Source organism: Streptomyces sp. NPDC037013, assembly GCF_055607265.1.
Window position 1 is genome coordinate 67,449 of record NZ_JBVJRV010000001.1, and the last position, 26,932, is coordinate 94,380.

The 26,932-nt window shown below is 72.8% G+C and carries 20 protein-coding genes and 1 pseudogene; 12 read left to right on the forward strand and 9 right to left on the reverse strand.

Features of this window, described 5'->3' with window-relative positions; genetic code table 11:
* Positions 1 to 158: 158 nt before the first annotated feature.
* Together ACZ7DY_RS00300 and ACZ7DY_RS00305 are read right to left on the reverse strand one after the other, a co-directional pair.
* Positions 159 to 983, reverse strand: a complete 825-nt coding sequence (locus ACZ7DY_RS00300; protein ID WP_471130130.1) for a TetR family transcriptional regulator — start codon at positions 981 to 983, stop codon at positions 159 to 161.
* A gap of 94 nt (positions 984 to 1,077) precedes the next feature.
* Positions 1,078 to 2,859 (reverse strand): 3-hydroxyacyl-CoA dehydrogenase family protein, encoded by a 1,782-nt coding sequence (locus ACZ7DY_RS00305; RefSeq protein WP_471127991.1) that lies wholly within the window; start codon positions 2,857 to 2,859, stop codon positions 1,078 to 1,080.
* Positions 2,860 to 3,277: 418 nt separating this feature from the next.
* Here ACZ7DY_RS00305 and ACZ7DY_RS00310 point away from each other — a divergent pair, with 418 nt between their 5' ends.
* On the forward strand, positions 3,278 to 3,847 hold the full coding sequence (locus ACZ7DY_RS00310; RefSeq protein WP_471127994.1) for an adenylosuccinate lyase: 570 nt from the start codon (positions 3,278 to 3,280) through the stop codon (positions 3,845 to 3,847).
* A gap of 45 nt (positions 3,848 to 3,892) precedes the next feature.
* Here the strand turns inward: ACZ7DY_RS00310 and ACZ7DY_RS00315 are convergent, their stop codons facing one another.
* From ACZ7DY_RS00315 to ACZ7DY_RS00330, 4 genes are all read right to left on the reverse strand, one after another.
* Positions 3,893 to 4,387 carry a GNAT family N-acetyltransferase gene (locus ACZ7DY_RS00315; RefSeq protein ID WP_471127997.1) on the reverse strand — a complete coding sequence of 165 codons (495 nt, stop codon included), beginning with the start codon at positions 4,385 to 4,387 and terminating at the stop codon, positions 3,893 to 3,895.
* A gap of 74 nt (positions 4,388 to 4,461) precedes the next feature.
* Positions 4,462 to 4,860, reverse strand: a complete 399-nt coding sequence (locus ACZ7DY_RS00320) for a RidA family protein (RefSeq protein WP_471127999.1) — start codon at positions 4,858 to 4,860, stop codon at positions 4,462 to 4,464.
* The gene (locus tag ACZ7DY_RS00325) at positions 4,857 to 6,461 is read right to left on the reverse strand and encodes an alpha/beta hydrolase (protein ID WP_471128002.1); all 1,605 of its coding nucleotides are present in this window, start codon (positions 6,459 to 6,461) and stop codon (positions 4,857 to 4,859) included. The genes ACZ7DY_RS00320 and ACZ7DY_RS00325 overlap by 4 nt, the downstream gene beginning before the upstream one ends.
* 118 nt (positions 6,462 to 6,579) lie before the next feature.
* A complete protein-coding gene (locus ACZ7DY_RS00330; protein WP_471128005.1) occupies positions 6,580 to 7,617 on the reverse strand; it encodes an Rv2578c family radical SAM protein in 1,038 nt (345 codons plus the stop codon).
* Positions 7,618 to 7,785: 168 nt separating this feature from the next.
* Between ACZ7DY_RS00330 and ACZ7DY_RS00335 the strand changes: the two are divergent.
* The 6 genes and pseudogenes from ACZ7DY_RS00335 to ACZ7DY_RS00360 form a co-directional block, all read left to right on the forward strand.
* A pseudogene (locus ACZ7DY_RS00335) lies at positions 7,786 to 8,196 on the forward strand (GNAT family N-acetyltransferase); the annotation flags it as partial.
* 201 nt (positions 8,197 to 8,397) lie between these two features.
* On the forward strand, positions 8,398 to 9,657 hold the full coding sequence (locus tag ACZ7DY_RS00340) for an arsenic transporter (protein WP_471130132.1): 1,260 nt from the start codon (positions 8,398 to 8,400) through the stop codon (positions 9,655 to 9,657).
* 121 nt (positions 9,658 to 9,778) lie between these two features.
* On the forward strand, positions 9,779 to 10,222 hold the full coding sequence (locus ACZ7DY_RS00345; RefSeq protein WP_471128008.1) for an SRPBCC family protein: 444 nt from the start codon (positions 9,779 to 9,781) through the stop codon (positions 10,220 to 10,222).
* Between the two features lie 194 nt (positions 10,223 to 10,416).
* Positions 10,417 to 12,939, forward strand: coding sequence for an MFS transporter (locus ACZ7DY_RS00350; protein WP_471128011.1), 2,523 nt, complete (start codon positions 10,417 to 10,419; stop codon positions 12,937 to 12,939).
* Positions 12,940 to 13,080: 141 nt separating this feature from the next.
* Positions 13,081 to 15,531, forward strand: coding sequence for an ATP-binding SpoIIE family protein phosphatase (locus ACZ7DY_RS00355; protein ID WP_471128013.1), 2,451 nt, complete (start codon positions 13,081 to 13,083; stop codon positions 15,529 to 15,531).
* 178 nt (positions 15,532 to 15,709) lie between these two features.
* Positions 15,710 to 16,435 (forward strand): class I SAM-dependent methyltransferase, encoded by a 726-nt coding sequence (locus ACZ7DY_RS00360; protein WP_471128016.1) that lies wholly within the window; start codon positions 15,710 to 15,712, stop codon positions 16,433 to 16,435.
* 84 nt (positions 16,436 to 16,519) lie between these two features.
* Here ACZ7DY_RS00360 and ACZ7DY_RS00365 read toward each other — a convergent pair whose 3' ends face one another.
* The gene (locus tag ACZ7DY_RS00365; protein ID WP_471128019.1) at positions 16,520 to 17,416 is read right to left on the reverse strand and encodes a LysR family transcriptional regulator; all 897 of its coding nucleotides are present in this window, start codon (positions 17,414 to 17,416) and stop codon (positions 16,520 to 16,522) included.
* A gap of 168 nt (positions 17,417 to 17,584) precedes the next feature.
* On the opposite strand from ACZ7DY_RS00365, the gene ACZ7DY_RS00370 reads away from it, so the two are divergent.
* Positions 17,585 to 17,971 (forward strand): VOC family protein, encoded by a 387-nt coding sequence (locus ACZ7DY_RS00370; protein ID WP_471128022.1) that lies wholly within the window; start codon positions 17,585 to 17,587, stop codon positions 17,969 to 17,971.
* A 17-nt stretch (positions 17,972 to 17,988) separates the two neighbouring features.
* Here the strand turns inward: ACZ7DY_RS00370 and ACZ7DY_RS00375 are convergent, their stop codons facing one another.
* Together ACZ7DY_RS00375 and ACZ7DY_RS00380 are read right to left on the reverse strand one after the other, a co-directional pair.
* On the reverse strand, positions 17,989 to 20,277 hold the full coding sequence (locus ACZ7DY_RS00375; protein ID WP_471128024.1) for a tetratricopeptide repeat protein: 2,289 nt from the start codon (positions 20,275 to 20,277) through the stop codon (positions 17,989 to 17,991).
* Positions 20,274 to 20,714 carry a hypothetical protein gene (locus tag ACZ7DY_RS00380; RefSeq protein WP_471128027.1) on the reverse strand — a complete coding sequence of 147 codons (441 nt, stop codon included), beginning with the start codon at positions 20,712 to 20,714 and terminating at the stop codon, positions 20,274 to 20,276. The genes ACZ7DY_RS00375 and ACZ7DY_RS00380 overlap by 4 nt, the downstream gene beginning before the upstream one ends.
* Positions 20,715 to 20,960: 246 nt before the next feature.
* Between ACZ7DY_RS00380 and ACZ7DY_RS00385 the strand changes: the two genes are divergently transcribed.
* The 4 genes from ACZ7DY_RS00385 to ACZ7DY_RS00400 all read left to right on the forward strand — a co-directional run bounded on the left by ACZ7DY_RS00385 (position 20,961) and on the right by ACZ7DY_RS00400 (position 26,892).
* Positions 20,961 to 21,842 carry an alpha/beta hydrolase family protein gene (locus tag ACZ7DY_RS00385; RefSeq protein WP_471128029.1) on the forward strand — a complete coding sequence of 294 codons (882 nt, stop codon included), beginning with the start codon at positions 20,961 to 20,963 and terminating at the stop codon, positions 21,840 to 21,842.
* A 162-nt stretch (positions 21,843 to 22,004) separates the two neighbouring features.
* Positions 22,005 to 24,539, forward strand: a complete 2,535-nt coding sequence (locus ACZ7DY_RS00390) for an alpha-L-arabinofuranosidase C-terminal domain-containing protein (protein ID WP_471128032.1) — start codon at positions 22,005 to 22,007, stop codon at positions 24,537 to 24,539.
* Positions 24,540 to 24,687: 148 nt separating this feature from the next.
* Entirely contained in the window at positions 24,688 to 25,698 is a 1,011-nt protein-coding gene (locus ACZ7DY_RS00395) for a methyltransferase (protein WP_471130135.1), read from the forward strand.
* Between the two features lie 120 nt (positions 25,699 to 25,818).
* Positions 25,819 to 26,892, forward strand: coding sequence for a glycoside hydrolase family 43 protein (locus ACZ7DY_RS00400; protein ID WP_471128035.1), 1,074 nt, complete (start codon positions 25,819 to 25,821; stop codon positions 26,890 to 26,892).
* The last annotated feature ends 40 nt before the right edge of the window (positions 26,893 to 26,932 follow it).

Here is a 26,932-nt window from a genome sequence, read left to right on the forward strand (position 1 = left end):
ATGGCACCGCGTGCCAACGGGCAAGACACTGGGTGCCATCAATTTTTGACCGATGATCGATCAGTGCAGGTCAGAGGGGGTGGAGACATGGCGGAGGGGGCGCTACCGGCTGGTAGCGCCCCCTCGAAAGCCAAGGACGAAACGGGTCAAACAGGTGACTATGAATGCTCGCGCAGCGCCTTCTCGATGGTCCGCATGACCTCGTCGAGCGGCGCGTCCGTACGGGCCACCGTGACCAGGACCTCACCCCGCGCCGAGGCCGTCGCGGGCACGGAGGCGGGCAGGGTGTCACGCCCCGCGCCGATGCCGGTGCCGAAGGTGCGGCGGACGATGGCGAAGGCGTGGTCGAGCTGGGTCTCCACGTCGCCTTGGCCGCCGGCCCGCAGCCAGCGCCGCAGGACGTGGTTGTGGGCGGTGACCACGGCGGAGGCGGCGACCTCGGCGAGCAGCGGATCGTCGTTGCCGTCGTGGTGCGCGTGCTCGTCGAAGTGGCCCAGGAGATAGCGGGTGAAGAGGCGCTCGTAGCGGGCCACCGAGGCGATCTCGCGCTCCCGGAGCGTGGGCACCTCACGGGTGAGGCGGTAGCGCTCCACGGAGACCGCGGGGGAGGCCGCGTACATCTTCATGACTTCCTTGATGCCCCGGCACACCGTGTCCAGCGGGTGCTCGTGCGGCGGCGCCGCGTTGAGCACCGCCTCCGCTCGGATCAGGGTGTCGTCGTGGTCCGGGAAGATCGCCTCTTCCTTGGAGCGGAAGTGCCGGAAGAAGGTCCGCCGGGCGACGCCCGCGGCGGCGGCGATCTCGTCGACCGTCGTCGCCTCGTACCCCTTGGACGCGAAGAGCTCCATCGCCGCGGCCGCCAGCTCCCTGCGCATCTTGAGCCGTTGGGCGGCGGCACGGCTGCCCGCGGCACTCTCCGGAGCGTCGGGGCTTGCGTTGCGTGAGGACTTGGCGGCCTTGGACATGCCATGAACGTACTGCATATGCGCGGTGAGGTGCTCCTGAGGGATGGGGCCGCCCGAGGGTTCGAGCAGCCCGCCCCAGTCCGTCCGTTCGCCCAGGTGCCCCTCGGCCGGCTCAGCGCCGGGCATATTCGCGGAAGCCACGACCCGTCTTGCGGCCGAGGCAGCCCGCGGCCACCAGGTGCTCGAGCAGCGGCGCCGGGGCCAGGCCCGGGTCGCGGAACTCGTGGTGCAGGACCTTCTCGATCGCCAGCGAGACGTCCAGGCCGACGACGTCCAGGAGCTCGAAGGGGCCCATGGGGTAGCCGCCGCCGAGCTTCATCGCGGCGTCGATGTCGTCCAGCGTCGCGTAGTGCTCCTCCACCATCTTGATCGCGTTGTTGAGGTAGGGGAACAGCAGCGCGTTCACGATGAAACCGGCGCGGTCACCGCAGTCCACCGGGTGCTTCCGGATCCTCGCGCAGACCTCGCGGACCGTGGCCCGCACGTCGTCCGCGGTGACCACGGTGCGGACCACCTCGACCAGCTTCATCGCCGGGGCCGGGTTGAAGAAGTGCATGCCGATCACGTCGCGCGGCCGCGAGGTGGCGCGGGCGCAGGCCACGACCGGCAGCGAGGACGTCGTGGTGGCGAGGATCGCGCCCGGCTTGCAGACCTTGTCGAGCGCCGCGAAGAGCTGCCGCTTGATCTCCAGGTCCTCGGCGACGGCCTCGAGGGCCAGATCGACGTCGGCGAACGCCTCGTACGACCCGGCCGGGGTGATCCGCTCCAGTGCCTGCTCCGCCGCCTGTTCCGTCATCCGGCCCTTGGCGACGGACCGCGCGAGCGACGTGCCGATACGGGCCTTGGCCGTCTGCGCCTTCTCCTCGCTGCGGGCGGCGAGCACCACGTCGAAGCCGGCCTTGGCGAAGACCTCCGCGATGCCGGACGCCATCGTCCCTGAGCCCGCGACGCCCACCGAACGGACCGTGCGGCCCGGCCCCCGCACCTCGTCCTCGCGCGGGGTCAGCGCGTCGGGCACCACCTCGGCGCCGCCCGGCTCCGCGTACGTGTAGAAGCCGCGGCCCGCCTTGCGGCCGGTCAGCCCCGCCTCGCTCAGCTGCTTGAGGATCGGCGCGGGCGCGTGCAGCCGGTCCTGCGACTCCGCGTACATGGCCTCAAGGACCGTGCGGGCGGTGTCCACGCCGATCAGGTCGAGCAGCGCGAGCGGTCCCATCGGCAGGCCGCAGCCGAGCCGCATCGCGGCGTCGATGTCCTCGCGGGAGGCGTACTTCGACTCGTACATCGCGGCGGCCTGGTTGAGGTAGCCGAAGAGCAGCCCGTCGGCGACGAAACCGGGCCGGTCGCCGACCGCGACGGGCTCCTTGCCCAGGGCGTACGCGAGCTCGGTGACGGAGGCGACGGCGGCGGGCGCGGTCAGCACGGACGAGACGACCTCGACGAGCTTCATCGCGGGCGCCGGGTTGAAGAAGTGCAGGCCCAACACCCGCTCGGGGCGCGCCGATTCGGCGGCAAGACGGGTCACGGAGAGCGCGTTGGTGCCGGTCGCGATGATCGTGTCGGGGCGCACGACGGCGTCGAGCTCGCGGACGACCTGCTGCTTGATCTCGTACGACTCCGGGACGACCTCGATGACCAGGTCGGCGTCGGCCGCGGCCCGCAGGTCGGTGAAGGTGCGGACGCGGGCGAGGATGGTGCGGCGCTCCTCCTCGGTGAGCCGCTCCCGGCGCACGGCGCGGGCGGTCGAGGCCTCCAGGGAGCCGACCGCGCGGGTGGCCGCCGCCTGACTGATGTCGATGCCGATGACCTCGCGGCCCGCCCGGGCCAGGACCTCGGTGATGCCGGTGCCCATCGTGCCGAGACCGATGACGGCGACAGTGTTCAAGGGAGTGTCCATGCGGGGACTCCTGGAAGAGAGTGACGACTGAGGGGCGCGCGGATACGGCACGTGCGGGGGCGCATGCGATGGCGAACGCGAAGGCAACTGCCGTACGACGAGCGGGAGATGGGGCCTGCCGTGGCCGGGCGGCGCACAGGGCACACCCGGTGAGGGATCCGACCGGCTCTGTCCCGGAGCCGGGTCGTACTGAGGTACCTGAAGTACCGAACCGACCGAACTCCCCCACTGCCCCGGAGGGTGTGGGGGTACCCCCATGGCGGCTGCGTCACCAGGCCGCCACGAGAAAAGGAACTGCTGCGGGGAGTGTGCCCCGCTCACATGAGATTAACCGGCGAGTAACGAGCGCGCCAGCCCGCGATGTTCACCGATGTCTGTGATCTACATCGCGACCACCCGGAAGGCTTAGGCTCACGCCATGGATGAGGAGTTGCGGACGGTGACGGAACGCTTACGGGCCGAGGCCGGGGGATCGCCGGAGTACGAGAGGCTGGTCGCCACCGGCGACCTCGACGAACTCGCCGAGGTGCTCGTCTCGCCCGGACAGCCCCTGTGGGCCCGGGAACTGGCGGCGCTCAGGCTCGGCGTCGCCGGCGACCGCAGGGCCTTCGAGTCGCTCGTCCTCCTCCTCAACCACCGGGATCCGCCGCGGTGTGCCGCGGCGGCCCACGCCCTGGCGCGGCTCGGCGACCCGCGCACGGCGCGCGCGGCGGCCGCCCTCGCGACGAACGAGCTGCGCATCGCCTACGCGTTCTACCCCGTGCGCCTGCTGACCGAGCTGCGCGCGCCCGAGTCGGCGCCCGCGCTGATCACCACGCTGCAGCGCAGGCTCGCCCCGCACGACCCGTACGGGAAGATCGCCCTGGCCTGCGTGGAGGGGCTCGGGGCGCTCGGGGACGGCCGGGCCAGGCCGGTGCTGATGGCGGCGCGCGGCCACCCCCGCCTCGCGGCGGCGGCCTCGGCGGCGCTGGCGCGGCTCCCGGAGTGAGGCGGGGCCGGACCGGACCGGGGGTGGCAGAGGGGCGCGGCGCGGTCAGGTGAGGCGGCACCGGTAGCGCAGCTCGGGGACGGCCATCCCCTCGACCGTCTGCGGGTCGATGGCGCCGTCCGGGGCGAAGCCGAAGCGCTCGTAGAAGCGGCGCGCACGGGTATTGCCCTCGATGACCCACAGGCGCAGCCCGGTGCGGCCCTCGCCCGTGCAGCGCGCCAGACACTCCAGGAGCAGCGCGCGGCCCACGCCCGTGGAGTACTCCTCGGGGTGCGCGTAGAGTGCGTACAGCTCGGCCTCGTCCGGTGGCGCGTCGTCGTCCCGGGCCGGGCCGAAGGCGGCCCAGCCCACGACCCGGCCCGCGCGCTCGGCGACCAGATCCACCGTGGCGTGGCTCCGCGCGAGCCGCTCGCGCAGCCGCGCCGCCTCGTCCTCGGCGCTGAGGGCGTCGAGGAACCCCTGGGGCATCAGCGAGGCGTACGCCGACCGCCAGCCCAGGACGCGTAGTTGGGCGACGGCCTCGCAGTCGGCATCGCGCACGGGGCGTATCCGCAAGGGGGGTATCCGCGTGGTTCGTGTCGGCATGATCCGTGTCCGTGTCCGTGTCGGCTCGGCTACTCCGGCACCACCGCGAACGCCTCTATCTCCATCAGGAATTCGGGGGAGATCAGCGAGGCCACCTGCATCGCCGAGGACGCGGGGAGCCGCTCCGGGTCCAGGAAGGCGTCCCGCGCGGACCGCACGGCCGGCATGTGCGCCATGTCCGTGACGAAATAGGTCAGCTTCACGACGTCGTCGAAGGTCGCGCCTGCCGCCGCGAGACAGCGCCGCAGGTTCTCGAAGACCTGGTGGGCCTGGGCCGTCGCGTCGCCCGCGCCGACCAGCTTCCCCTCCTCGTCCAGGGCCAGTTGGCCGGAGACCGCGACGAAGCGGCCCGTGCCCATGACGACGTGGGTGTACGCGGTGGCGGGGAAGACGCCCTCGGGGGCGCCGATGTGGGTCAGTCGGCTCATGCCCCCATGGTGGACCACGGGTGTGACAACCCTCCGCGCCCGGCCTTCCCGGTGCCCGCGGCACCCGCCGCCCCCGCCGGCTTCGGATCCGGCAGCGCCTCGCACTCCGCGTCGGCCTCGCCGCCGCCCGCGGGCACCTCGCCGCTCGTCAGGTACGCGGCCAAGTACCGGTCCAGGCAGGCGTTTCCGCTCAGCGTGACGCCGTGGTTGCCGCCGCCCCGCTCGACCACGAGACGGGAGCCGGCCAGTGCGCGGTGGAGCGCGACGCCGCCCTCGTACGGGGTGGCGGGGTCGTCGGTCGCCTGGAAGAGCAGGACCGGCGGCAGCTGGGAGTTGGCGACGTCCGGCGGGAACAGGGAGTACGTCGGCCAGAACGCGCACGGAGCGTTGTACCAGGCGTTGTTCCAGGTCGAGAACGGCGCCTTGCCGTGCGCCTCGTCGTTGTCGGCGCGCCAGGTGCGCCAGTCGCGCGGCCACTGCGCGTCCCGGCACAGCACCGCCGTGTAGACGCTGTAGCTGTTCTCGCCCCCGGCGTCCACGGCACCGAGCCTCTCGTACGCCTGGACGAGCGGGGCGCTCTCGTGGTCCTTCGCGTAGGCGGCGAACGCCGCGGCCAGGGTGGGCCAGTAGCGGTTGGCGTAACCGCCCGGGATGAAGGTGTCCTCCAGCTCGGCGGCGCCCACCTTCCCGCCCGCGGGCTTCTCGGCGAGCGCGTCCCGCATCGCGTACCACGCGGCCTCGATCTTCGCGGGGTCCCTGCCGAGACCGTACGTGGCGTCGTGCCGGGCGATCCACGCCATGAACGCCTTGTGGCGGGCGTCGAAGGCGTGGTCCTGGCGGAGGTTGTCCGCGTACCAGACGCCCGTGGGGTCCACGAGGGAGTCGAGCGCCATGCGGCGCACCCGGTGCGGATAGAGCTTTCCGTAGAGCGCGCCCAGGTAGGTGCCGTACGAGTACCCGAAATAGTTGATGCGTTCCGCGCCGAGGGCCGCGCGGATGGCGTCCATGTCCTGGACCGTGCTCACCGTGTCGATGAACGGCAGGATCTCCCCGTACTTCGTAGAGCACGCCTGCGCGAAGGCGCGTGCCCGGTCGAGGTTGGCGCGCTCCAGGGCGGGGGTGGCGGGGACCGAGGCGGGGCGCCCGGGGGAGAAGTGGCCGGGGCGGCAGTTGAGCGCCGGCTCGCTCTTGCCGACTCCGCGCGGGTCGAAGCCGATGACGTCGTACTGTGCGGCCACCCGCTCGGGCAGGGAGGAGGCGACGAACCCCGCCATGGCGAGCCCGCTGCCGCCGGGCCCGCCGGGGTTCACCAGGAGCGGCCCCTGCGAGGTCCCCGCGGTGTGCGGGACGCGGGAGAGGGCGAGGGTGATCTGTCTGCCGGCCGGGTCGTGGTGGTCGAGCAGGACCTTCAGCGAGGCGCACTGGAGCGTCGGGTGGTCCCGGGTGGCGCACTCCCGCCACGCGAGCGGAGCGGGTACGAGGGAAGGTGCGGCCCGGACGGTGTGCGGGCGCCCGGCCGGGGCGCCCGAGGCGGGTGGCACCATCGCGACCATTCCGGCCGCGGCGGCGACCGCGCAGAGTACGACGGCGCGCTTCTTCATCCGGCCTCCCGGAGCGGTGGATCGGGGCCCGCAGGCCGCGGCCCTCGGCGCATGTTTCCGGAAAGCGGCGCCGGAGGAGGCACTCCCACCACGAAATGACCCGAAAGGGGCAAGCCGCTCAGAGCAGCGTGAGCTGCGTGGGTCCCGCCACGGGCGCGGGCGGCTCGGGGACACGGACCCGACGCGACGCGCCCGCGCGCGAGGGGCCGATGCCGAACTCCTCGGCCAGCTCGTGCACCTGACGGGTGACGCGGCGCTGGTACCACTTCGGGGCGTAGGCCCCCTCCGCGTACAGCCGCTCGTACCGGCGCACCAGATACGGGTGGTGGCGGGCCAGCCAGGCCATGAACCACTCCCGTGCCCCCGGCCGCAGATGCAGGACGAGCGGGGTCACGGAGGTCGCGCCGGACGCGGCGATGGCCCGCACGGTGGCGCGCAGCTGGTCGGGGTGGTCGCCGAGGAAGGGGATGACGGGCGCCATCAGGACGCCGCAGCCGATGCCGTGCCCGGTCAGGGTGCGCACGACGTCGAGGCGTCGCTCCGGGGCGGGGGTGCCCGGCTCGACGGTGCGCCACAGCTCCTGGTCGACGAAGCCGACCGAGACCGAGATCCCGATGTCGGTCACGGCGGCGGCCTGTCGCAGCAGGTCGAGGTCGCGCAGGATCAGCGTGCCCTTCGTCAGGATCGAGAAGGGGTTGCCGTGGTCGCGCAGGGCCTCGATGATGCCCGGCATCAGCCGGTAGCGGCCCTCCGCGCGCTGGTAGCAGTCCACGTTGGTGCCCATGGCGATGTGGTCGCCGTGCCAGCGCGACGAGGCGAGCTCGCGCCGCAGCAGCTCGGCGGCGTTGATCTTGACGACGATCTGACTGTCGAACCCGAGGCCGGTGTCGAGGTCCAGATAGCTGTGCGTCTTGCGGGCGAAACAGTAGACGCACGCGTGCGTGCACCCCCGGTAGGGATTGACCGTCCATTCGAACGGCATGCGGGATGCGCCCGGCACGCGGTTCACGATCGACCTGGCCCGGACCTCGTGAAAGGTGATCCCCCGGAATTCCGGGGTGTCGAAGGTCCTGCTGACCACCCTGTCCGCGCCGAACAGCGCGGCATCGGCGGTGGTCCCCGGCAGCGGCCCGTCGGAGAGGTTCTCCCAGCGCATGACGCCTCCTCGGTAGCACTGGCCCCAGAATAGAACACATGTTCCCTTGATCGTGCGCATCGACCCCGAGAGGGTCTGCGGGGAGAAGGGACGGAGGTGTGTCGTGTCCATGGTGTGCCGTGTCCATGGGGTGGCGTTCCGCCGAGCGCGAGAGGCGCGACACCGCACATGTCACCGCCGCGACCGGGGAGGTTGATCGTCGGCGAGGTCGACGCGGTCCTCGCGGGCCGCCGCCGCGCCCTCTGGGCGCGGGACTTCCCCGCCGAAGGCGACCGCGTCATCGCGGGAGTCATCGCCGAACAGATCGCCGCGGGTCCGGCCTATCCCGGCGCGCACGGCCGCCGGCTGATCGTCGAACGCGCGAGCGGGGCCGTCGTCGGCTCCATCAGCCTGTTCGGGCCGCCGAGCGAGGGCTCGGTGGAGATCGGCTACGGCGTCGTCCCCTCCCGGCGCGGCCTCGGCTACACCCCCGAAGCCGTCAGCGCCCTGGTGGCATACGCCCTGACCGCGCCGGACGCCACCACCGTCCACGCCCGCGTGGAACTCGCCGATCCGGCCTCCGTCCGCGTCCTGGAGAAGGCCGGGATGCACCGGTGGAGCAGTGACGGGAGCACCGCCGTGTACCGCACGGACACGCCGGAGCCCTCCCGCCGCCAGCGGAACCCCGGGCCGGCGGGCGGGTCACCGACGCCCGCTCGCCGGCCCCGGGCCACCGGCCCAGCCGTACCCCGTCGCGCCCGGCGGGAGGGGCCGGGGCCCGGTGGAGGCGTCGGGGCAGGGATGATCGAGGACATGCTCGTCGAGTCCCTGTCCGTCGCCGCCCTGGTCGTCGTCCTCGTCTGCGCCGTCATCCGCCCCCGAGGCCTGCCCGAGGCCGTCTTCGCCGTGCCTGCCGCCGGTGTCGTGATCCTGACCGGGGCGATCCCGCTCGACGACGTACGGGAAGAGGCCGCCCGGCTCGGCCCGGTGATCGGCTTCCTCGCCGGCGTCCTGGTGCTCGCCAAGCTCTGCGCCGACGAAGGGCTCTTCCACGCCTGCGGCACCTGGATGGCGCGCCGCGCCAAAGGGCGGCCCCACCGGCTGCTCGACGCCGTCTTCGGGCTCGCCTCACTGATCACCGCGGCCCTGAGCCTGGACGCCACCGTCGTCCTGCTCACCCCGGTCGTCTTCGCCACCGCCGCGCGCATGGGCACCCGGCCGGCGCCGCACGTCTACGCGAGCGCCCACCTGTCCAACACGGCCTCCCTGCTGCTGCCCGTCTCCAACCTGACCAACCTCCTCGCCTTCACCGCGAGCGGGCTGAGCTTCACGCGGTTCGCGCTGCTCATGACGGCGCCCTGGCTGGTCGCCATCGCCGTCGAGTACGCCGTCTTCCGGCGGTTCTTCGCCGCCGACCTCGACGCCCCGACCGAGGGCGGCGAGGACGCGGAACCCCCCGAGATGCCGCTGTTCGCCCTGGTGACGGTCGTGCTCACGCTCGCCGGATTCGCCGTGGCCTCCACGATCGGCGTCGACCCCGCCTGGGCCGCCGCCGCCGGGGCCGCCGTGCTGGCCGTCCGGGCGCTCGTGCGCCGGCACACGACACCCGTGGCGATCCTGCGCTCGGCGTCGCTGCCCTTCCTGGCCTTCGTCCTCGCCCTCGGCATCGTCGTCAGGGCCGTCGTCGACAACGGCCTCGGCGACGCGCTCGGCCGGGTCCTGCCCGACGGCACCGCCCTGCCCGCGCTCCTCGGCACCGCCGCCGTCGCCGCCCTGCTCGCCAACCTGATCAACAACCTGCCCGCCGTCCTCGCCCTGGTCCCGCTCGCCGCGCCGACCGGTCCGGGTGCCGTGCTCGCCGTACTGATCGGCGTGAACATCGGACCCAACCTCACCTACGCGGGCTCCCTCGCCACCCTCCTGTGGCGCCGCATCGCCCACCAGCACGACCACGAGGTCGACCTGGGCCGCTTCACCCGCCTCGGGCTCCTCACCACTCCCGCCGCCCTGGTCCTCGCCACCCTCGCGCTGTGGATGTCGCTCCGGCTCCTGCCGGGATGAGCGGGATGAGCAAGACCCCGACCGGGGACCCGATTTGGGCGGCCGGTACGCCGGGTGGTTGGCTTTCCGCGAAGGCCCCGAGAAACACACCCCGAGAAACACACATGCTGGAGGAAGTGCAATGGCGCAGGTCGAGGCAGTCGCGGAGCGCATCATCACGGCAGGGCCGGACGACGTCTTCGACGCCCTTGCCGACTACAACGGCACCCGGGAGAAGATCCTTTCCGAGCACTTCAGCGAGTACGAGGTGCGCGAGGGCGGCGACGGCGAGGGCACCCTCGTCCACTGGAAGCTCCAGGCCACCAGCAAGCGCATCCGCGACTGCCTCCTGGAGGTCAGCGAGCCCAACGACGGTGAACTCGTCGAGAAGGACCGCAACTCCTCCATGGTCACGACCTGGACGGTGACGCCGGCGGGCGAGGGCAGGTCCCGCGTGCTCGTCACCACCGTGTGGAACGGCGCGGGCGGCATCGGCGGCTTCTTCGAGAAGACGTTCGCGCCCAAGGGCCTCGCGCGGATCTACGACGCCGTGCTCGCCAGGCTCGCCGCCGAGGTCGAGAAGTAGGCCGCCCGCCCGACTCCCGCGCGGCCCCCAACTCCCGCGCGACCCATCCGGGTTGTTCTCACGCTCACCGTTTCGAGTGGTTTTCTGTTCGGTCCCGTTGTACGCCGTAGGGCTCCCACCGGCACTTACGCCCCCGAGGCCCCGTGGCGGGGCGACTCGTCGCGCTTGCTCGCTGTTGTCGCGTAATGCGAGAAATGGGCGGCGCAGGCGCGACGAGGGGAGCAGACGTGGGCGGGACGACGCTGGTGAAGGTCGCCGAGCAGGAACAGCGGGAACAGCAGTCGCAGCGGGATCAGCGGATCGCGTGGGACGCGGCAGGTGGTGACGCGGCCGGGGCGCCCGCGGCGCAGGGCGAACGGGGGCCGGGCCAACCGCCGCCACCCGCCCCCGATCCGGCGGGGCACGGGCTCAGCCCGAGCCGGGTGCGGATGGTGTTCGTCGGGCTGATGCTCGCCCTGCTGCTCGCCGCCCTGGAGCAGATGATCGTCGCCACCGCGCTCCCGAAGATCGTCGGTGAGCTGCACGGCCTCGACAAGATGTCCTGGGCGATCACCGCCTACCTGCTCACCTCCACCATCGGCCTGCCCATCTACGGCAAGCTCGGCGATCTCTTCGGCCGCAAGGGCGTCTTCCAGTTCGCGATCGTCGTCTTCGTCATCGGCTCGGCACTCGCCGGCTGGTCGCGGACGATGGACCAGCTGATCGCCTTCCGCGCGCTCCAGGGCGCCGGCGCGGGCGGCCTGATGATCGGCGTCCAGGCGATCATCGCGGACATCGTGCCGCCCCGGCGGCGCGGCCGCTACATGGGCCTGATCGGCGCCGCGTTCGGCCTCGCCTCGGTCGCGGGACCGCTGCTCGGCGGCTTCTTCACCGACCACGTCTCCTGGCGCTGGTGCTTCTACTTCAACGTGCCCTTCGGGCTCGTCACCCTCCTCGTCGTCACCCTCGTCCTGAAGCTGCCCCGGCGTACCGTCAAGGCACGGATCGACGTCCTCGGCGCCCTCCTGCTCGCCGCCGCCTCCACCTGCCTCGTGCTGCTCACCAGCTGGGGCGGGACGGAGTACGAGTGGGGCGACCGCGTGATCCTCGGCCTCGGCGCGGGCGCCGTCGTGGCGAGCGTGCTCTTCCTCGTCGCCGAGAGGTTCGCGGCAGAACCGATCATTCCGTTGCGTCTCTTCCGCGACCCGGTCTTCAACGTCACCTCGCTGGTGGGCATGGTGATCGGCATCGCCCTCTTCGGGGCCGCCAGTTACCTGCCGACGTTCCTGCAGATGGTCGGCGGGGCCAGCGCCACGGAGTCCGGCCTCCTGATGCTGCCCATGATGGGCGGCATCGTCGGCGCCTCGATCGTCTCCGGCCAGCTCATCAGCCACACCGGGCGCTACAAGATCTACCCGGTCCTCGGCGGCGCCCTCTCCACCGTCGGCATGTGGCTCCTGTCGCGGCTGGAGGCCGACACCTCCCGGCTGCAGTACAGCATCTGGATGGCGGTGCTCGGCGCGGGCATCGGCATGGTCATGCCGGTCCTGGTGCTCGCCGTGCAGAACGCCGTGCGCCCGGCCGACCTGGGCACCGCCACCAGCGCCAACAACTACTTCCGGCAGATCGGCGGCAGCGTCGGAGCCGCGATCTTCGGCACGCTCTTCGCCGACCGCCTCGCCGACGCGCTGCACGAGCGGCTCCCCGCGGGCGCGGCCCTGCCCGACGCGGAATCCATCACCCCGCAGCTCGTCCACACGCTGCCCGCGCCGCTGCGCGAGGGCTACATCCAGGCCTACGCCGACGCGATGCCACGGATCTTCCTCTACCTGGTGCCGGTGCTCGCCCTCGGCATGCTGCTCGCCTTCTTCCTCAAGGAGACCCCCCTGTTGTCCAGCGCCGCCTCCCACAACGCAACCGCCACCGAGCCCGACGCGGACCCCGTCGGCGTCCCCCAGGCCCGCACGGCGCCGTACGCCGCCGGGGTCCCGGTCTGCGGCACCGTGCAGCACCCCGACGGCACCGTGGTGCCCCGCGCCGCCCTCACCCTCATCGACGTGGCCGGACAGCAGATCGGGCGCGGCGCGAGCGGCGAGGACGGGCGGTACGCGCTCTCCACGCCGGGGACCGGCTCCTTTGTGCTGATCGCGGCGGCCGGCGGGCACCAGCCGCAGGCCGTCACCGTCACCGTCGGCGAACGGCCCGTCGAACTCGACGTGGTCCTCGGCGGCGCCGGACGCCTCGCGGGGACCGTGGTGACCGCCGACGGCTCGCCCGTCAGGGACGCCGCCGTCACCCTCACCGACGTCCGCGGCGAGGTCGTCGCCACCACCCGCAGCGGACGCGAGGGCGGTTACGTCATCACGGAGCTGGTGGCCGGCGAGTACACGCTCGCGGCGAGCGCCCCCGCCTTCCGCCCCGCCGCGCTCCCCGTCACCGTGCAGGCCTCGCGCGAGACCCGCCAGGACGTGGAGCTCGCGGGCGGCGCCGTGCTGCGCGGCACCGTACGGGCCGGCGGCGGGCGGACCGTGGAGGACGCGCGCGTGACGCTGCTCGACGCGGCGGGCAACGTCGTGGACACCCTGACCACCGGAGCGGACGGCACCTTCCGCTTCGTCGACCTGTCGTCCGGCGAGTACACCGTCATCGCGGCGGGCTACCCGCCGGTCGCCACCGTCCTCCAGGTCGCCGGCGGCGGACGCACCGAGCGGGACCTCCAACTCGGCCACGAGGACTGAGCCCCGACCTCCCGGGGGGCGTGCGCCGGTGGCCCGGCGTGCGGGGCAATTCCCCCATTGCCCCGCACGGCAACCCGCGCCGGTCGTACGGTGGTTGGTGGCGACCCAGATCTTGCGCCGCCACGGGAAGGAGCATGAGCCATGGACCGAGGCACTCCAGAGGAGCCGGTGACGCAGAGTGCCGCGTCCGGACGCATTCCCCTGGCCGTGGTCGTCGTCGACGGAGCGGGCCTCGTCTCGCACTGGAGCGTCGGGGCGCGCCGCCTCTTCGGCGTCGGCAAGGAGGAGGCGGTCGGCCGCCCGGTGGGCGATCTGCTCCCCGTGCACGGCGCGATCCAGGAGGACCGCGAGACCTACGAGGCGTACGACGGGCTCGGACCCGACCTGGAGACCTCCCTGGACGGGCGCATCTCCTATCCGGCCGCGGGGCGTGCGCGGCTGGCCGGCCCGGGCGACGGCGGAGGCCGCGACCGGGTCGACGTGCTGTGGTGGGCGTATCCGCTGGTCGGCCCAGGACCCGAGCGGCTCCTCGTGCTCGCCGCCGACGCCGCCCGGCTGGCCGCGTCCGAGGGGCCGCGGGGCGACCGGGGCGAGGGCGAGGAGCAGGTGGAGCGGATCGCGCCGGGCTTCGCCCTGCACACCGACTTCCCCGGCGCGGACGAACTCGCGGCGAGGCTCCCCGAGATCCTGCCCAGCATGAGCGTGGACGAAAGCGCCCGCATCGTCTCCCAGATCCTCGAACTGGGCTATCCCGTCCTGGAGTTCAGCCGGCACGACCGGGTCCCCGTCACACCGGACTGGGGTGTCGCCCGGCGGGCCGAGCGCAAGGAGCGCAGGCAGCGCGCCGCGGAGGCGATCGCCCACGGCGCCCCGGTGGCTCCGGAGGCGGTGGACGACGAGGGCGAGGACCTCGAGTACGCCGCGGTGCGCGAGCGCCTGGAATTCCTCAACGAGGTGAGCGGGCGCATCGGCTCCTCGCTCGACCTGTCGCGGACGATCGTCGAGGTCAGCAAGGCGGTCGTGCCGCGCTTCACGGACGTCGCGGGCACCTATCTGCGCGAACAGGTCGTCGCCGGTGAGGGCTTCCCCGAGGGCGTGCCGGACGAGACCACCATGTGGCACCGGGTCGCGCTGGAGCACACCGACGAGCCGGGGCGCTGGGACGACGTGGTGCCCGTGGGGGAGTCCATGCCGTTCCCCGCGCACACGCCGTTCTTCCAGTGCATGACCTCGGGAGACCCGGTGCTCGTGCCGCGCATCACCGAGGAGATGGGCAACGCCATCGCCTCCCAGTTCGAGAAGCGCGACATCCGGCCGCTGATCAACCACCGTTCGATGCTCGTCGTGCCCCTGAAGGCGCGCAATGTGGTGCTCGGCTTCATGATCCTGCTCCGCCACCAGGAGCGGCCCGTCTTCAACGACATGGACCGCGTCACCGGCGCCGAACTCGCCGCCCGCGCGGGCCTCGTGCTCGACAACGCCCGCATGTACACCTACCAGGAGAGCGTCGCCGACACTCTCCAGGACAGCATGCTGCCGCAGATCCAGCCCCGGATGTCCGGCTGCGACATCGCCACCCGCTATCTGCCCGGCACGCTGCTCGGCCGGGTCGGCGGCGACTGGTTCGACTCCGTCAAGCTGCCCGGCTCCCGGACCGCGCTCGTCGTCGGCGACGTCATGGGCCACGGCCTCAACTCCGCGGCGATGATGGGCCAGTTGCGTACGGCCGTACAGACCATGGCCGCCCTCGACCTGCCGCCCGAACAGCTCCTGCGCAACCTCGACGACCTCGCGCAGCGCCTCGGCGAGCACTACCTGGCGACCTGCCTGTACGCGGTCTACGACCCGATCGCGGGCGAGCTGCACCTCGCCAACGCGGGCCACATCCCACCGGTCCTCGTCCGCGCCGAGGACGGCCGCAGCGAACTCCTCGACCTGCCCACGGGGGCGCCCATCGGCGTCGGCGGCGTGCCCTTCGAGTCGGTGGTGGTCCGGGTGGCACCCGGCGACCGGCTCCTCATGTGCACCGACGGCCTCGTCGAGGTCCGCGGCGAGGACATCGGCGTCGGCCTGGCCACGCTCACCGAGTCCGCCGCACACCCCGCCGCCTCCATGGACGCCGCCTGCGACACGATCATCCGCGCCCTCAACACCCGGGGCGGCCGCAAGGACGACGTGGCGCTCCTGATGGCCCGGCTCAACGGCATCCCGCAGGAGCACGTCGCACACCGCCGGCTCGCCGTCGACCCCAGCGAGGTGAGCCGGGCCCGCGACCTGGTCCGCGCCCAGCTGCGCGCCTGGTCCCTCGACTCCCTGAGCGACACCGCCGAACTGCTCGTCAGCGAGCTCGTCACCAATGTCGTGCGCCACTCCCGCAGCACCAGGATCGACCTGCGCCTGGTCCGCGCCGGGGCGCTGGTCTGCGAGGTCGAGGACGACGACCAGACGCTGCCGACGCTGCTCAGCGCGGGCCCCGGCGACGAGTTCGGCCGCGGTCTGCGCGTCGTCAGCGCCCTGGCGAAGGAGTGGGGCACCAGCCGGACGCGGCGCGGCAAGACGGTCTGGTTCGAACTGGCCCTGCCCCGGCGGTAGATGGCGTCGCGTGGGCGCACGCTCCGGCGGGCACGGCGGATGCGGGGCGCACCCGGCGGACGCGTGTCGAATGACGGTGAAGGAAATGCGCGGGTGCCTTGTCCGTGCGCCCCTGGCGCGGTAAACCGATCTTGTCGCCGGCTTCGGCGGCTCTCGTCGGACCCTGGGGAGCACGGACATGAGCGTCACGAGTCGGTACAGGGAGGCGTGGGAGGGGTTCTGGCAGGAGGCGCCCGAGGATCCCGGAGCCGTCTTCTGGGACGCCGAACCCGCCCTCACCGCCGGCGTCCATCTCGCGCTCTTCGAGCCGCACTTGACCGCGGTGGGCCTGCCGCTCGTCGACGTCGGCTGCGGCAACGGCACCCAGACGCGCTTCCTCGCCGACCGCTTCCCGCGCGTCCTCGGCATCGACCTGTCCGCGGCGGCCCTCGACCACGCCCGGCGCGCCGACCCGGCCGGCCAGGCCGACTTCCGGCAGCTCGACGTGGCCGAGAAGAGCGAGGCGGAGCAACTGCACGCGGAGTTGGGTGACGTGAACGTCTACATGCGCGGCGTCCTCCACCAGTGCGAGCCCGCCGACCGGCAGCCGCTGCTCGACAACATCGCCACGCTCCTCGGCGACCGGGGCCGCGCCTTCGTCGTCGAACTCTCGGAGGCGGCGCGTGCCGTCCTGCAGGGCCTGGCTCAGGGTCCGACGGGGCCGCCGCCGAAGCTGGCCCCGGTCTTCGCGCACGGCCTCACCCCCGCCGAGGTCGTCGACACCGCGGTGGGCGAGCACATCGGGGCGGCCGGTCTGAGGGCGGTAGCCGAGGGGGAACTGCCGCTGCTGACCACAGAGTTCACCGCCGAGGGTGCCCGCATCGAACTGCCGTCGAGGTGGCTGGTGCTGGGTCGCGCCGACTGACGCCGACCGAGGATCCGTACCGCCCGGCGAGCGCGGACGCGACCGCCCGCAGGACAGCGAGCGTCCTGCCGGTCCCGCCCCTGCTCAGGGATCGACCGGGCCGTCGGGCGGCGTGCCGACGCCCAGCAGGGCGAGGAAGGCGGCGGCCGCGGGGGAGGGCGCGAACCGGCTCCACACCAGCCGCTCCACCCGCACCGGTCCGTCGGTGACCGGCACGCTCCGCAGGTCGCGCAGTTCGGCGGCGAACGCGGCGGGGAGCAGGGCGACGCCCAGGCCGTGGCGGACGAGCCGCGCCATCAGTTCGACGCCGGACACCTCGAAGGCGACCTCGCGCGGCAGGCCCGCGGCGGCGAACGCCTCGTCCGACTGGGCGCGGGCGGCGGTGCCTTCGGTGAAGTCCACGAACACCTCGGCGGCGAGCAGGCGGAGGTCCACCTCGGTCCTGGCGGCCAGCGGATGGTCCGGGGCGACCACGGCGACGTGCCGCCCCTGGGCGAGTTCGAGCTCCCGGACGCCCTGCGGGTGGAACCAGGGCTGGACGCCGAGGAACGCCGCGTCCAGGGCGCCGTCCCGCACCTGCTCGGCGAGCCGCTCGCTGGGGGCGCTCCGCAGGCTGATCCGCACCTGCGGATGGCGCACGCGGTAGTCCCGCAGCAGTGCGGGCAGGTCGAGGGCGGCCACCGTGGGGATCGTGCCGACGGCCAGCCTCCCGCGGATCTCCCCGGTGGCCGCGGCCACCTCGGCCCGCGCCCGCTCGGCCGCCTCCACGGCCTGACGGGCCGCGGGCAGGAACGCCTCCCCGGCCGGCGTCAGCCGCACCCGGCGGCTGGTCCGCTCGAACAGCCGGGCGCCCAGCTCCTTTTCGAGCCGGGCCACCTGGTGGCTGAGCGCGGACTGCACCACGTGACACCGCTCGGCGGCGCGCGTGAAGCTCATCGTCTCCGCCACCGCGAGGACGTAGCGCATCTGCTGGAGTTCCATCCGATCCATCGTGGAACGCGATGGATCGGATGACAAGCATGTGTTGGACCGATGGATGCCCGGTGGGTGATGCTGAAGCCCACGGCGGAAGACGGCGGAAAACGGCGGCCGCCGTCCCCGTACGCACCCCCGGCGCCGGCCCCGGCGCCCGACCCTCGGAGACCCCCCATGCGCGTGATCGCCTTCGACCACCTCGTCCTCAACGTCACCGACATCGAGCGTTCGCTGGCCTTCTACACCGGGCCGCTGGGCCTTGAACCGGTGCGCGTGGAGGAGTGGCGGGCCGGCGAGGTCCCTTTCCCGTCCGTGCGGGTGAGCCCCACCACCATCATCGACCTCGTCAACGGGCCCGAGGGACAGCCCAGGGGCTCGAACGTCGACCACATCTGCCTGGTCGTCGAGCCGCTCGACTGGCAGGAGGTCATCGACTCCGGCGTCTTCACGGTGGTGGGCGGCCCCGGTGAGCGGTTCGGCGCCCGCGGCACCGCCATCTCCCTCTACGTGCGGGACCCCGACGGCAACACGGTGGAGCTGCGCTGGTACCCCGAGGACTGACGCGCCAAGGGCAGGGCCTAACTGCCCCCGCCGCTGGAACCACGCCAGTACGCGTCCTCGTCCGCCTGCTCGGCTGTTTCAGCGGCCGACGGGCTCTCGAGGCGGCGCAGCAGCTCGCCCAGTGCGCGCGCCGTGCTCACCGTGGTGGGGTGGTGCTCGCCGAGCAGCCGGGTCTGGCCCTCCAGCGTCGCGCGGTACTCGGCTTCGGCGGCGGCGAAAGCACCGCGCCGGCCGAGCGCCCAGGCGAGGGCGTGCCGGGTGTGCAGGGTGTGCGGGTGGTCCGGCCCCAGCAGCCGGGAGCGGTCCGCGAGTACGGCCCGGTACTCGGCCTCCGCCGCCGCCAGGTCGCCCCGCTGGCCGAGCACCCAGGCCAGCGCGTGCCGGGTGTACAGGGTGTGCGGGTGGTCGCGGCCCAACGACCGGGCGCGGTCGGCGAGTACGGACCGGTACTCCGTCTCCGCCGCCGCGAGGTCGCCCCGCTGCCCGGCGATCCAGGCCAGGTTGTGCCGGGCCCACAGGGTGTCGATGTGGTCGGCGCCGAGGACGCGTCGGCGGGCATCGAGGACCGCACGGTACTCGGCCTCCGCCCCGTCCAGGTCCCCGCGGAGGTTGAGCACGTGGGCCAGCAGGTGCTGGGTCCACAGGAGTTGCGGGTCGGTGCCGGGCAGCGTCCTGCGCTGGAGGCCGAGCAGGGCTCGGTACTCCGTCTCGGCCCCGGCGAAGTCACCGGCCAGACAGGTGAGTTGTGCGCGTTCGCGGCGCAGTCTCAGGGCGGTCCTGCCGTCGTCGGGCAGCGCGGCGCAGACCGCACCGGCGCGTTCCGCGGTGGCGGCGGCGAGGTCGTACAGGCCGGCATCCCGCGCGTACTCGATGCAGGACAGGGCCACGGAGGTCACGGACTCCGCGTCCGGGGCCGGCCCGGGCCCACTCCCCAACTGGTCGAGCAGATGGTGCAGGTGGGCGGTCGCGAGGTTCCAGAACGGCCAGTCGGCGGGGTCGCGCGGGTCGTGCCGGCCGGCGCCGTCGTGCAGGCCCCGGGCGACCAGCGCGAGGTAGTCGCCGCGGCTGCGCCGGACCTCGTCGAGCTGCCGGGTCACCTCGGCGACCATCGGGTGCAGGCTCACCGTGTACAGGGCCCGGGGGTCGGGGTCGCCCTCGGGGGCCTGAGTGGTGACCAGGGCGTAGTCGGCGAGCGCGTTGATGGCCTGCTGGAGGTCGGCGCCGGGCCGGAGCCGGAAGAGCGGGGAACCGTGCAGGGCCGGGCAGGGCAGCACCTCCGTGTACGGAATGGGGGCGTCCCCGAAGTGCGCGAGGAGCCGCAGCAGCGGCCTGGTGTGGCCCAGCTGCCGCCGGGCCAGCAGGTCGAGCGTGACCTCCCAGGTCGCGGTGGCCCGTTGGCGCGGCAGGTGCGACGGCCGGCCGGTCGGGCTGTCGAGCAGTTCGTGGAGCCGGTCGCCGAGCGCGACGTGGTAGGCGTCGAACGTCCGGGGACAGCGCGGCGCGCCCGGCCACGAGGGGTTGCGGTCGGCGCGGGAGAGGTAGAGGCCGGCGTGGTGGAGCAGGAGGGGCAGGTGGCCGAGCCGGTCGGAGAGCGCGGCGGCCTGCGCGCCGGGGCCGGCGGCGGGCGCGCGGTCGAGGAGCAGGTCGGTCGCCGCTCTGCGGGAGAGGGCGCCGAGCGGGTGGAGGGTCGCGCAGGGCCCCCACGCCTCGTGGTTCTGATTGCGGCTGGTGATCAGCAGCCGGCCCGGTGGCGGCGGGCGGCGGATCCAGCCGTTGCCGTCCTCCACATGGCCGTCGGGGGCCGCCAGGATGCCCAGGTCGTCGGCGTTGTCGACGATCAGCAGCCAGGGCCGTACGCGCTGTTCCAGTGCCTCCCACACCAGGTCCGGGGCGTCACCGGACGCGCCCGACCAGGCGAGCCTGAGCCGCTCGACGCCGACTCCGAGGCGGACGGCGAGCGCGCGCAGGTGCGCGTCGAACGTGGCGGCGTCGACGGCGGACAGCTGCCACACCTCGGCGCCCCGGGCCCTGGCCTGCGCGGCGACGGCCAGCGCGACCGTCGTCTTGCCCGATCCGCCGGTGCCGCACACCACGTGCACGGTGCCGCCCGGTGCGGCGAGCAGGGCGTCGACGACGCGCCGGCGGCCCCGGACCGGATAGGCGAGCTGGCGGGGCGCGATGGACACCTGGCCCGCGGGGCCGAAGTTCTCGCCGTGGTGGTGCACGTGCAGGTTGTTGGCGGCGGCGTAGGTGTCCCGGTCGGATCCGATCCAGATGCCCGGTTGTTCCGGGTGCGGTGCGGTCATGGCGAGGAGCGGTCTCCGTGGTGGTGCGTGACGGTCATGTCGTGTGCGGCGGTGTAGGAGTCTCTTCCGGCGCGCACCTCGATACGCGCCTCTGGCTCTCGTACGGGCGACTCGGGGCCGTGCCGTTCGGCGCGCACCTGCTCGATCGCCTGCCGCAACTCCCTTGCGGCGTCGGGGTGCTGCTGCAGCAGAGCCAGCAACTGCCGTTCCCAGCCGGGGAGTACGGCCGCGCGGACGTCCGCCCTCTCGCCGTCGGCGGCGCGCTCCACCACGGCGGCCTCGGCCCGGAGCCGGTCCGCCACGTCGGTGAGTCCCGGCTCGCGGCCGAAGAGCCCGAGGAAGCGGGTGCGTGCCGTCTCCCAGGCGTCCGTGGCCATCGCCCCGACCAGCGCCGCTCCGCCCGCTGCCGCCAGGCCGGCCAGTGCCTCGGTCGTCATCGTCCCCAACTCCCCACGGTCCGCCCGCTCTCGGAGGGCCCGGCCCCGGCCGTGACCCGCTCCGTCGGACAGTTCATCGGGCCCTGGGGTCGTCACGTTACGCAATTCCGGTAATACGTGAGGTAACTGAAATGAGGGGTCGCCCCACCGGTTGGGCTCCGTATCACTGCATCCGCACCGAGAAGGGAAGGAGTGGGGGAGGGCGGCGCCCCGAGCCGTCGGCGGCCGGCAGGAACGGGGGGGACCATGTCCGACACCGGAGAGGCGCCTGGAGCGGGCGGGTCGCTGCCCGACCCCCTCGCGACGGACCCGGCCGCCGGGACGGGGGTGCCCGCCGCCACGCCGCCGCTGCACATACGCAGCGCGGGTGAAACCCTCCTGGGGCTGCTCCACCTGCCCCCGGGGCCCGGCCCGCACCCGGTGGTGGTGCTGCTGCACGGCTTCCCGGGCAACGAGCGCAACTTCGACCTCGCCCAGGCGCTGCGCCGTTCGGGGCGCGCCGCGGTGGTCTTCCACTACCGCGGTTCCTGGGGGGTGGGCGGCACCTACGCCTGGCGCCACCTCCTGGAGGACAGCGCGCGCGTCGTCGCCGCGCTGCGCGAGCCCGGCACCGCGGCCGAACATCGGCTCGACCCCGAACGGATGGCGGTCGTCGGCCACAGCATGGGCGGTTTCGCGGCGCTGCTCACCGCCGCCGCGGATCCGCGGCTCCGCGCCGTCGCCTCTCTGGCGGGGTTCGACCTCGGTGCGGTCGGGGCCAGGTGCCGGAAGGACCCGGCGGCCCGGGAGGCGTTCGTGGGCGCCTTCGACGAGGAGCTGCTCCCGCTGCGGGGCACCAGCGGCGAGGCGCTGGTGGCGGAGGCCCAGGCCGCCGGGGACGCGTGGCGGCTGACCCGGCTGGCCCCGCACCTCGCCGACCGGCCCGTGCTCCTGGTGGGCGCCGGCCGGGACCACGTGGCGCCGGTCCGCATCCACCACGACCCCGTCGTCGCCGCGTACCGTGGCCACCCGGTGCCCCGCCTCGAACACCATGTCTTCGCCACCGACCACTCGCTGTCCGACCACCGCGTGGCCCTGGCCAGGACCGTGATCGACTTCCTCGACCGGAGTATGGGCCCCGCCCGGTAGTTCCCCGAAAGTCCCTTCCCGGCCCGAGTCTCGTTCGGTCCTGCGAACCCAACGCCCTTTTCTGCGCGATGCGTTGACGCCGTCCTGCGTGCTGCCTAAGTTGCCGTTCGTAATCCTGATCGCTGTCTGATATTTCGAACGAGACGAAGGCGGATGGTGCGCATGGTGCGAACGGTGGACATGGCGCGCGGGCGGCGGAGACGGCTCGGGCTCACCCTGGGGGCGCTGGGCTCCCTGCTCGCGGGAACCCTCGCCGCGAGCCCCGGGGCGACGGCGGACCCGCCGGCATCGGACGAGCCGGTCGTGGACTACACGATCGACGTCGACACGGCCCGTACCGGCGCGAAGATCGACGACTCGATGTACGGCGTCTTCTACGAGGACATCAACCGCGCGGCCGACGGCGGGCTCTACGCGGAGCTCGTGCAGAACAGGTCCTTCGAGTACGGCCCCGCCGACAACACGTCCTATACGCCGCTGACCTCCTGGGAGACCTCGGGCGCGGCGCGGGTCCGTGACGACGGCGGCCGCCTGAACGCCCGGAACCGCCACTACCTCGCCCTGGGCGGCGGCGCCTCCGTCACCAACTCCGGTTACAACACCGGCATCGCGGTCACGCAGGGCGAGCGGTACGACTTCTCCGTGTGGGCCCGCGCCGACGGCACGTCACGGGCGCCCCTGACCATCGCCCTCCGGGACGGCGCAGGTGGCCTGGCCACGGCCCGCCGCGTCACCGCGCGCGGCGGCTGGGCCAGGTACGAGGCGACCTTCGCCGCCACCCGTACCTCCACCACCGGCCGGCTCGCCGTCACGGCCGGCGCCCCCGCCGCACTCGACATGATCTCCCTCTTCCCCCGCGACACCTACAAGGGCCGTAAGAACGGCCTGCGCAAGGACCTCGCCCAGAAGATCGCCGACCTGAAGCCCGGCTTCCTCCGCTTCCCCGGCGGCTGCCTGGTCAACACCGGCAGCCACGAGGGGTACGACGAGAAGTCCGGCTGGCAGCGCAAGCGTTCCTACCAGTGGAAGGACACCATCGGCCCCGTCGAACAGCGCGCCACCAACGCCAACTTCTGGGGGTACAACCAGAGTTACGGCCTCGGCTACTACGAGTACTTCCGGTTCGCCGAGGACATCGGAGCCATGCCGCTGCCCGTCGTGCCCGCCCTGGTCACCGGCTGCGGACAGAACAAGGCCACCGACGACCCGGCCCTGCTCCGGCGGCACATCCAGGACACCCTCGACCTCATCGAGTTCGCCAACGGCCCCGTGAGCTCGGAGTGGGGTCGCAAGCGGGCGGCGATGGGACACCCCGAACCGTTCCACCTCACCCACCTGGAGGTCGGCAACGAGGAGAACCTCCCCGAGGAGTTCTTCGCCCGCTTCAAGGAGTTCCGGGCCGCCATCGAGGCCCGGCATCCGGAGATCACGGTCATCTCCAACTCCGGCCCCGACGACAGCGGTTCCATCTTCGACAGGGCGTGGCGGCTCAACCGCGACGCGGACGTCTCCATGGTCGACGAGCACTACTACAACAGCCCCCGGTGGTTCCTGGAGAACAACGACCGCTACGACTCCTACGACCGCAAGGGCCCGAAGGTCTTCCTCGGCGAGTACGCCTCACAGGGGAACAGGTTCGCCAACGCCCTCTCCGAGGCCGCGTACATGACGGGCCTGGAGCGCAACGCCGACGTCGTCAAGCTGGCCTCGTACGCGCCGCTGCTCGCCAATGAGGACTACGTGCAGTGGAAGCCGAACATGATCTGGTTCGACAACCACCGCTCCTGGGGCTCGGCCAACTACGAGACGCAGAAGCTCTTCATGCGCAACGTCGGCGACGAGGTCGTGCCGTCCACCGCCTCCGGCACCCCGGCCGCGTCCGGCCCGATCACCGGCGCCGTCGGCCTCTCCACCTGGGCGACCAGCGCCGCCTACGACGACGTGAAGGTCACGTCCGCCGACGGCCGCACCCTCCTCGACGACGAATTCTCGGCCGGTGACGACCGCTGGACGAGGGCCGCGGGCAGGGGCAGTTGGGCCGTCCGCGACGGTGCGTACGTCCAGTCCGACGAGAGCGCCGAGAACACCCTCGTCACCGCGGGCGACCAGGGGTGGCAGAACTACGACCTGAAGGTCAGGGCCACCAAGAAGGCGGGCAAGGAAGGCTTCATGGTCGCCTTCGGGGTCAAGGACACGGGCAACCTCTACTGGTGGAACCTCGGCGGCTGGAACAACACCCGGTCGGCCGTGGAGAAGACGACCGACGGCGGCAAGCAGACGATGATCGAGGACGGCACGAGGATCGAGGCGGGCCGTGCATACGACCTGCGCGTCGAGGTGCGCGGCCGGCAGGTGACGCTCTACCTCGACGGCGCCAAGTGGGGCTCCTTCACCGACGACAGGCCCGCCGAGCCCTTCCGCCAGGTCGTCACCCGCGACAAGGCCACCGGCGAACTGATCGTCAAGGTCGTCAACGCCCAGGCGGCAGCGGCCCGTACGCGGCTGGACCTCGGCGCCGGAGCGAAGCCCGCGGCCACGGCGCGCGTGACCACGCTGACCGCCGACCCGGCGGCCGAGAACACCGGGGACGCGCATCCCGTCGCACCCAGGACGTCGACCTTCGAGGGGGTCGACGACCGCTTCTCGTACACCTTCCCGGGGAACTCGGTGACGTTCCTGCGCATCAGGACCGGCTGAGATCAATCCCCGCTCGGGGAGCGCGAGTTAGGCTTACCTAACTTGCGCGGCCCGTCGGGTGGCGGTGCCGCGCTCCGTCCGGATCGGAAGGGGAACGGCTGTGACCAACGGTGAAGCCCGGAACGCGGCGGCGGAGGCCGAGGACCGGATGCGGATGATCCAGCTCGTCTTCGGCAGCATGGCGGCACAGACCCTGCGCGCCGCCCAGCGGCTGCGGGTGGCCGAACTCCTCGGCGACGGCGAACGCCCCGCCGAGGAGGTCGCCGCGGAGGCGGGAGCCCGGGCCCAGGGCATGACACGGCTGCTGCGCGCCCTCGCGAGCCTCGGCATGGTCCGGGAGAGCGCGCCCGGCACCTTCGCGGTGACGTCCGCCGGCGCCCTGCTCCACCCGGACCACCCCGACTCGGTGGCGGCCCTGGTGGGGCTCTTCACCGAGCCGCTCATGCTGCGGGCCTGGGAGGACCTGGACGTCGCCGTGCGGACCGGCAAGCCCACCTTCGACGCGGCCTTCGGCAAGGACTTCTTCTCCTACCTCAAGACGGACCCGGAGCAGTCCGCCCAGTTCAACGCGGCCATGAGCCAGGGCACCAAGGCCATCGCCGAGGCGCTGCCGGAGGCCTTCGACTTCGGCGGATACCGCACGCTCGTCGACGTCGGCGGCGGCGACGGAACGCTGCTGGCGGCGGTGGCCCGCGCCCACCCCGGGCTGACGGGCATCGTGTACGACACGGAGGAAGGTCTGGCGCAGGCCCCGCAGACGCTGGCGCGGCACGGGCTCTCGGGCCGGTGCTCGACGGTGACCGGGGACTTCTTCCGGTCGGTGCCCGAGGGAGGCGACCTCTACCTCCTGAAGAGCATCATCCACGACTGGCCGGACGAGCGGTGCGCCGTCATCCTCGGCCACTGCCGCGCGGCGCTGCCGCCCGGCGGGCGGGTGCTGATCGTGGAGTGCGTGCTGCCCGAGGCCGGGGACCCGGAGCAGGTGGGCGCCAGCTACCTCAGCGACCTCAACATGATGGTGAACGTGGGCGGCAGGGAGCGCACCAGGGCCGAGTTCGAGGAGCTGTGCGGCCGGGCAGGGCTGACCGTCCTGTCCGTGACGCCGGTGGGCGCGGGCAGCCCCTTCTGCGTGATCGAGGCCGGCCTGAGGACCCGTTGACCTGCCTCTGTCGTGCCCTTACCGTTTCGGCGTTCGACATGACAGATCCTGTCCGGTATCTCGAACGTCTCGCGCGGTGGCTCCCGCGCTGCCGCCCCTTTCGGAAAGGCAGAACTCCCCATGAGTACGAGCAGTGAACTCCCCGGCCGCAGAGCGCTGTTGAAGGGCACGGCAGCCGTCGGCGCCGCCGGGGCGCTGGCCCTGGCGCCGGGCACCGCCCGCGCCGGCACCCCGCACGGCGCCGCCGGAAGGGCGCCCCTCGTCAACCCCCTCGTCCGCACCCGCGCGGACCCGCACATCCACCGCCACACCGACGGCCGCTACTACTTCACGGCCACCGCACCCGAGTACGACCGCATCATCCTGCGCCGTTCCCGCACCCTGCGCGGCCTCACCACCGCGACGGAGGCCGTGGTCTGGCGGCGGCACACCGACGGCGAAATGGCCGCGCACATCTGGGCGCCGGAACTGCACCACATCGACGGCAAGTGGTACCTGTACTTCGCCGCGGCCCCCTCGCACGACGTGTGGAAGATCCGCATGTGGGTCCTTGAGAACTCCCACCGCGACCCCTTCAAGGGCAGCTGGACGGAGAAGGGCCGGATCACCACCGCCTGGGACACCTTCTCCCTCGACGCGACCACCTTCACCCACCGCGGCACCCGCTACCTCGCCTGGGCGCAGAAGGACCCCGCCGAGGACCACAACAGCGCCGTCTTCCTCTCCCGGATGGCGAACCCCTGGACCCTGACGGGACCTCAAATACGCCTCACGACACCGGAGTACGACTGGGAGCACATCGGCTTCAAGGTCAACGAGGGCCCCTCGTTCCTCCGGCGCGGCGGGCGCGTCTTCATGACCTACTCCGCGAGCGCCACCGACGCCCACTACTGCATGGGACTGCTCACCGCCGCCGCGGACAGCGACCTCCTCGACCCCGGCTCCTGGACGAAGTCACCCCTGCCCGTCTTCACCAGCAACGACACCACCGGGCAGTACGGCCCCGGCCACAACTCGTTCACCGTCGCCGAGGACGGCCGCACCGACGTCCTCGTCTACCACGCCCGCCCGTACAAGGACATCGTCGGCGACCCGCTGGACGACCCCAACCGGCACACCCGCGTCCAGCCCTTCGGCTGGCGGCCGGACGGCACACCGGACTTCGGCGTCCCCGTGGCGGACGGCCCCGCATAGCGATCGGCGCCCGGAGTGCCGTCGCACTCCGGGCGCCGCG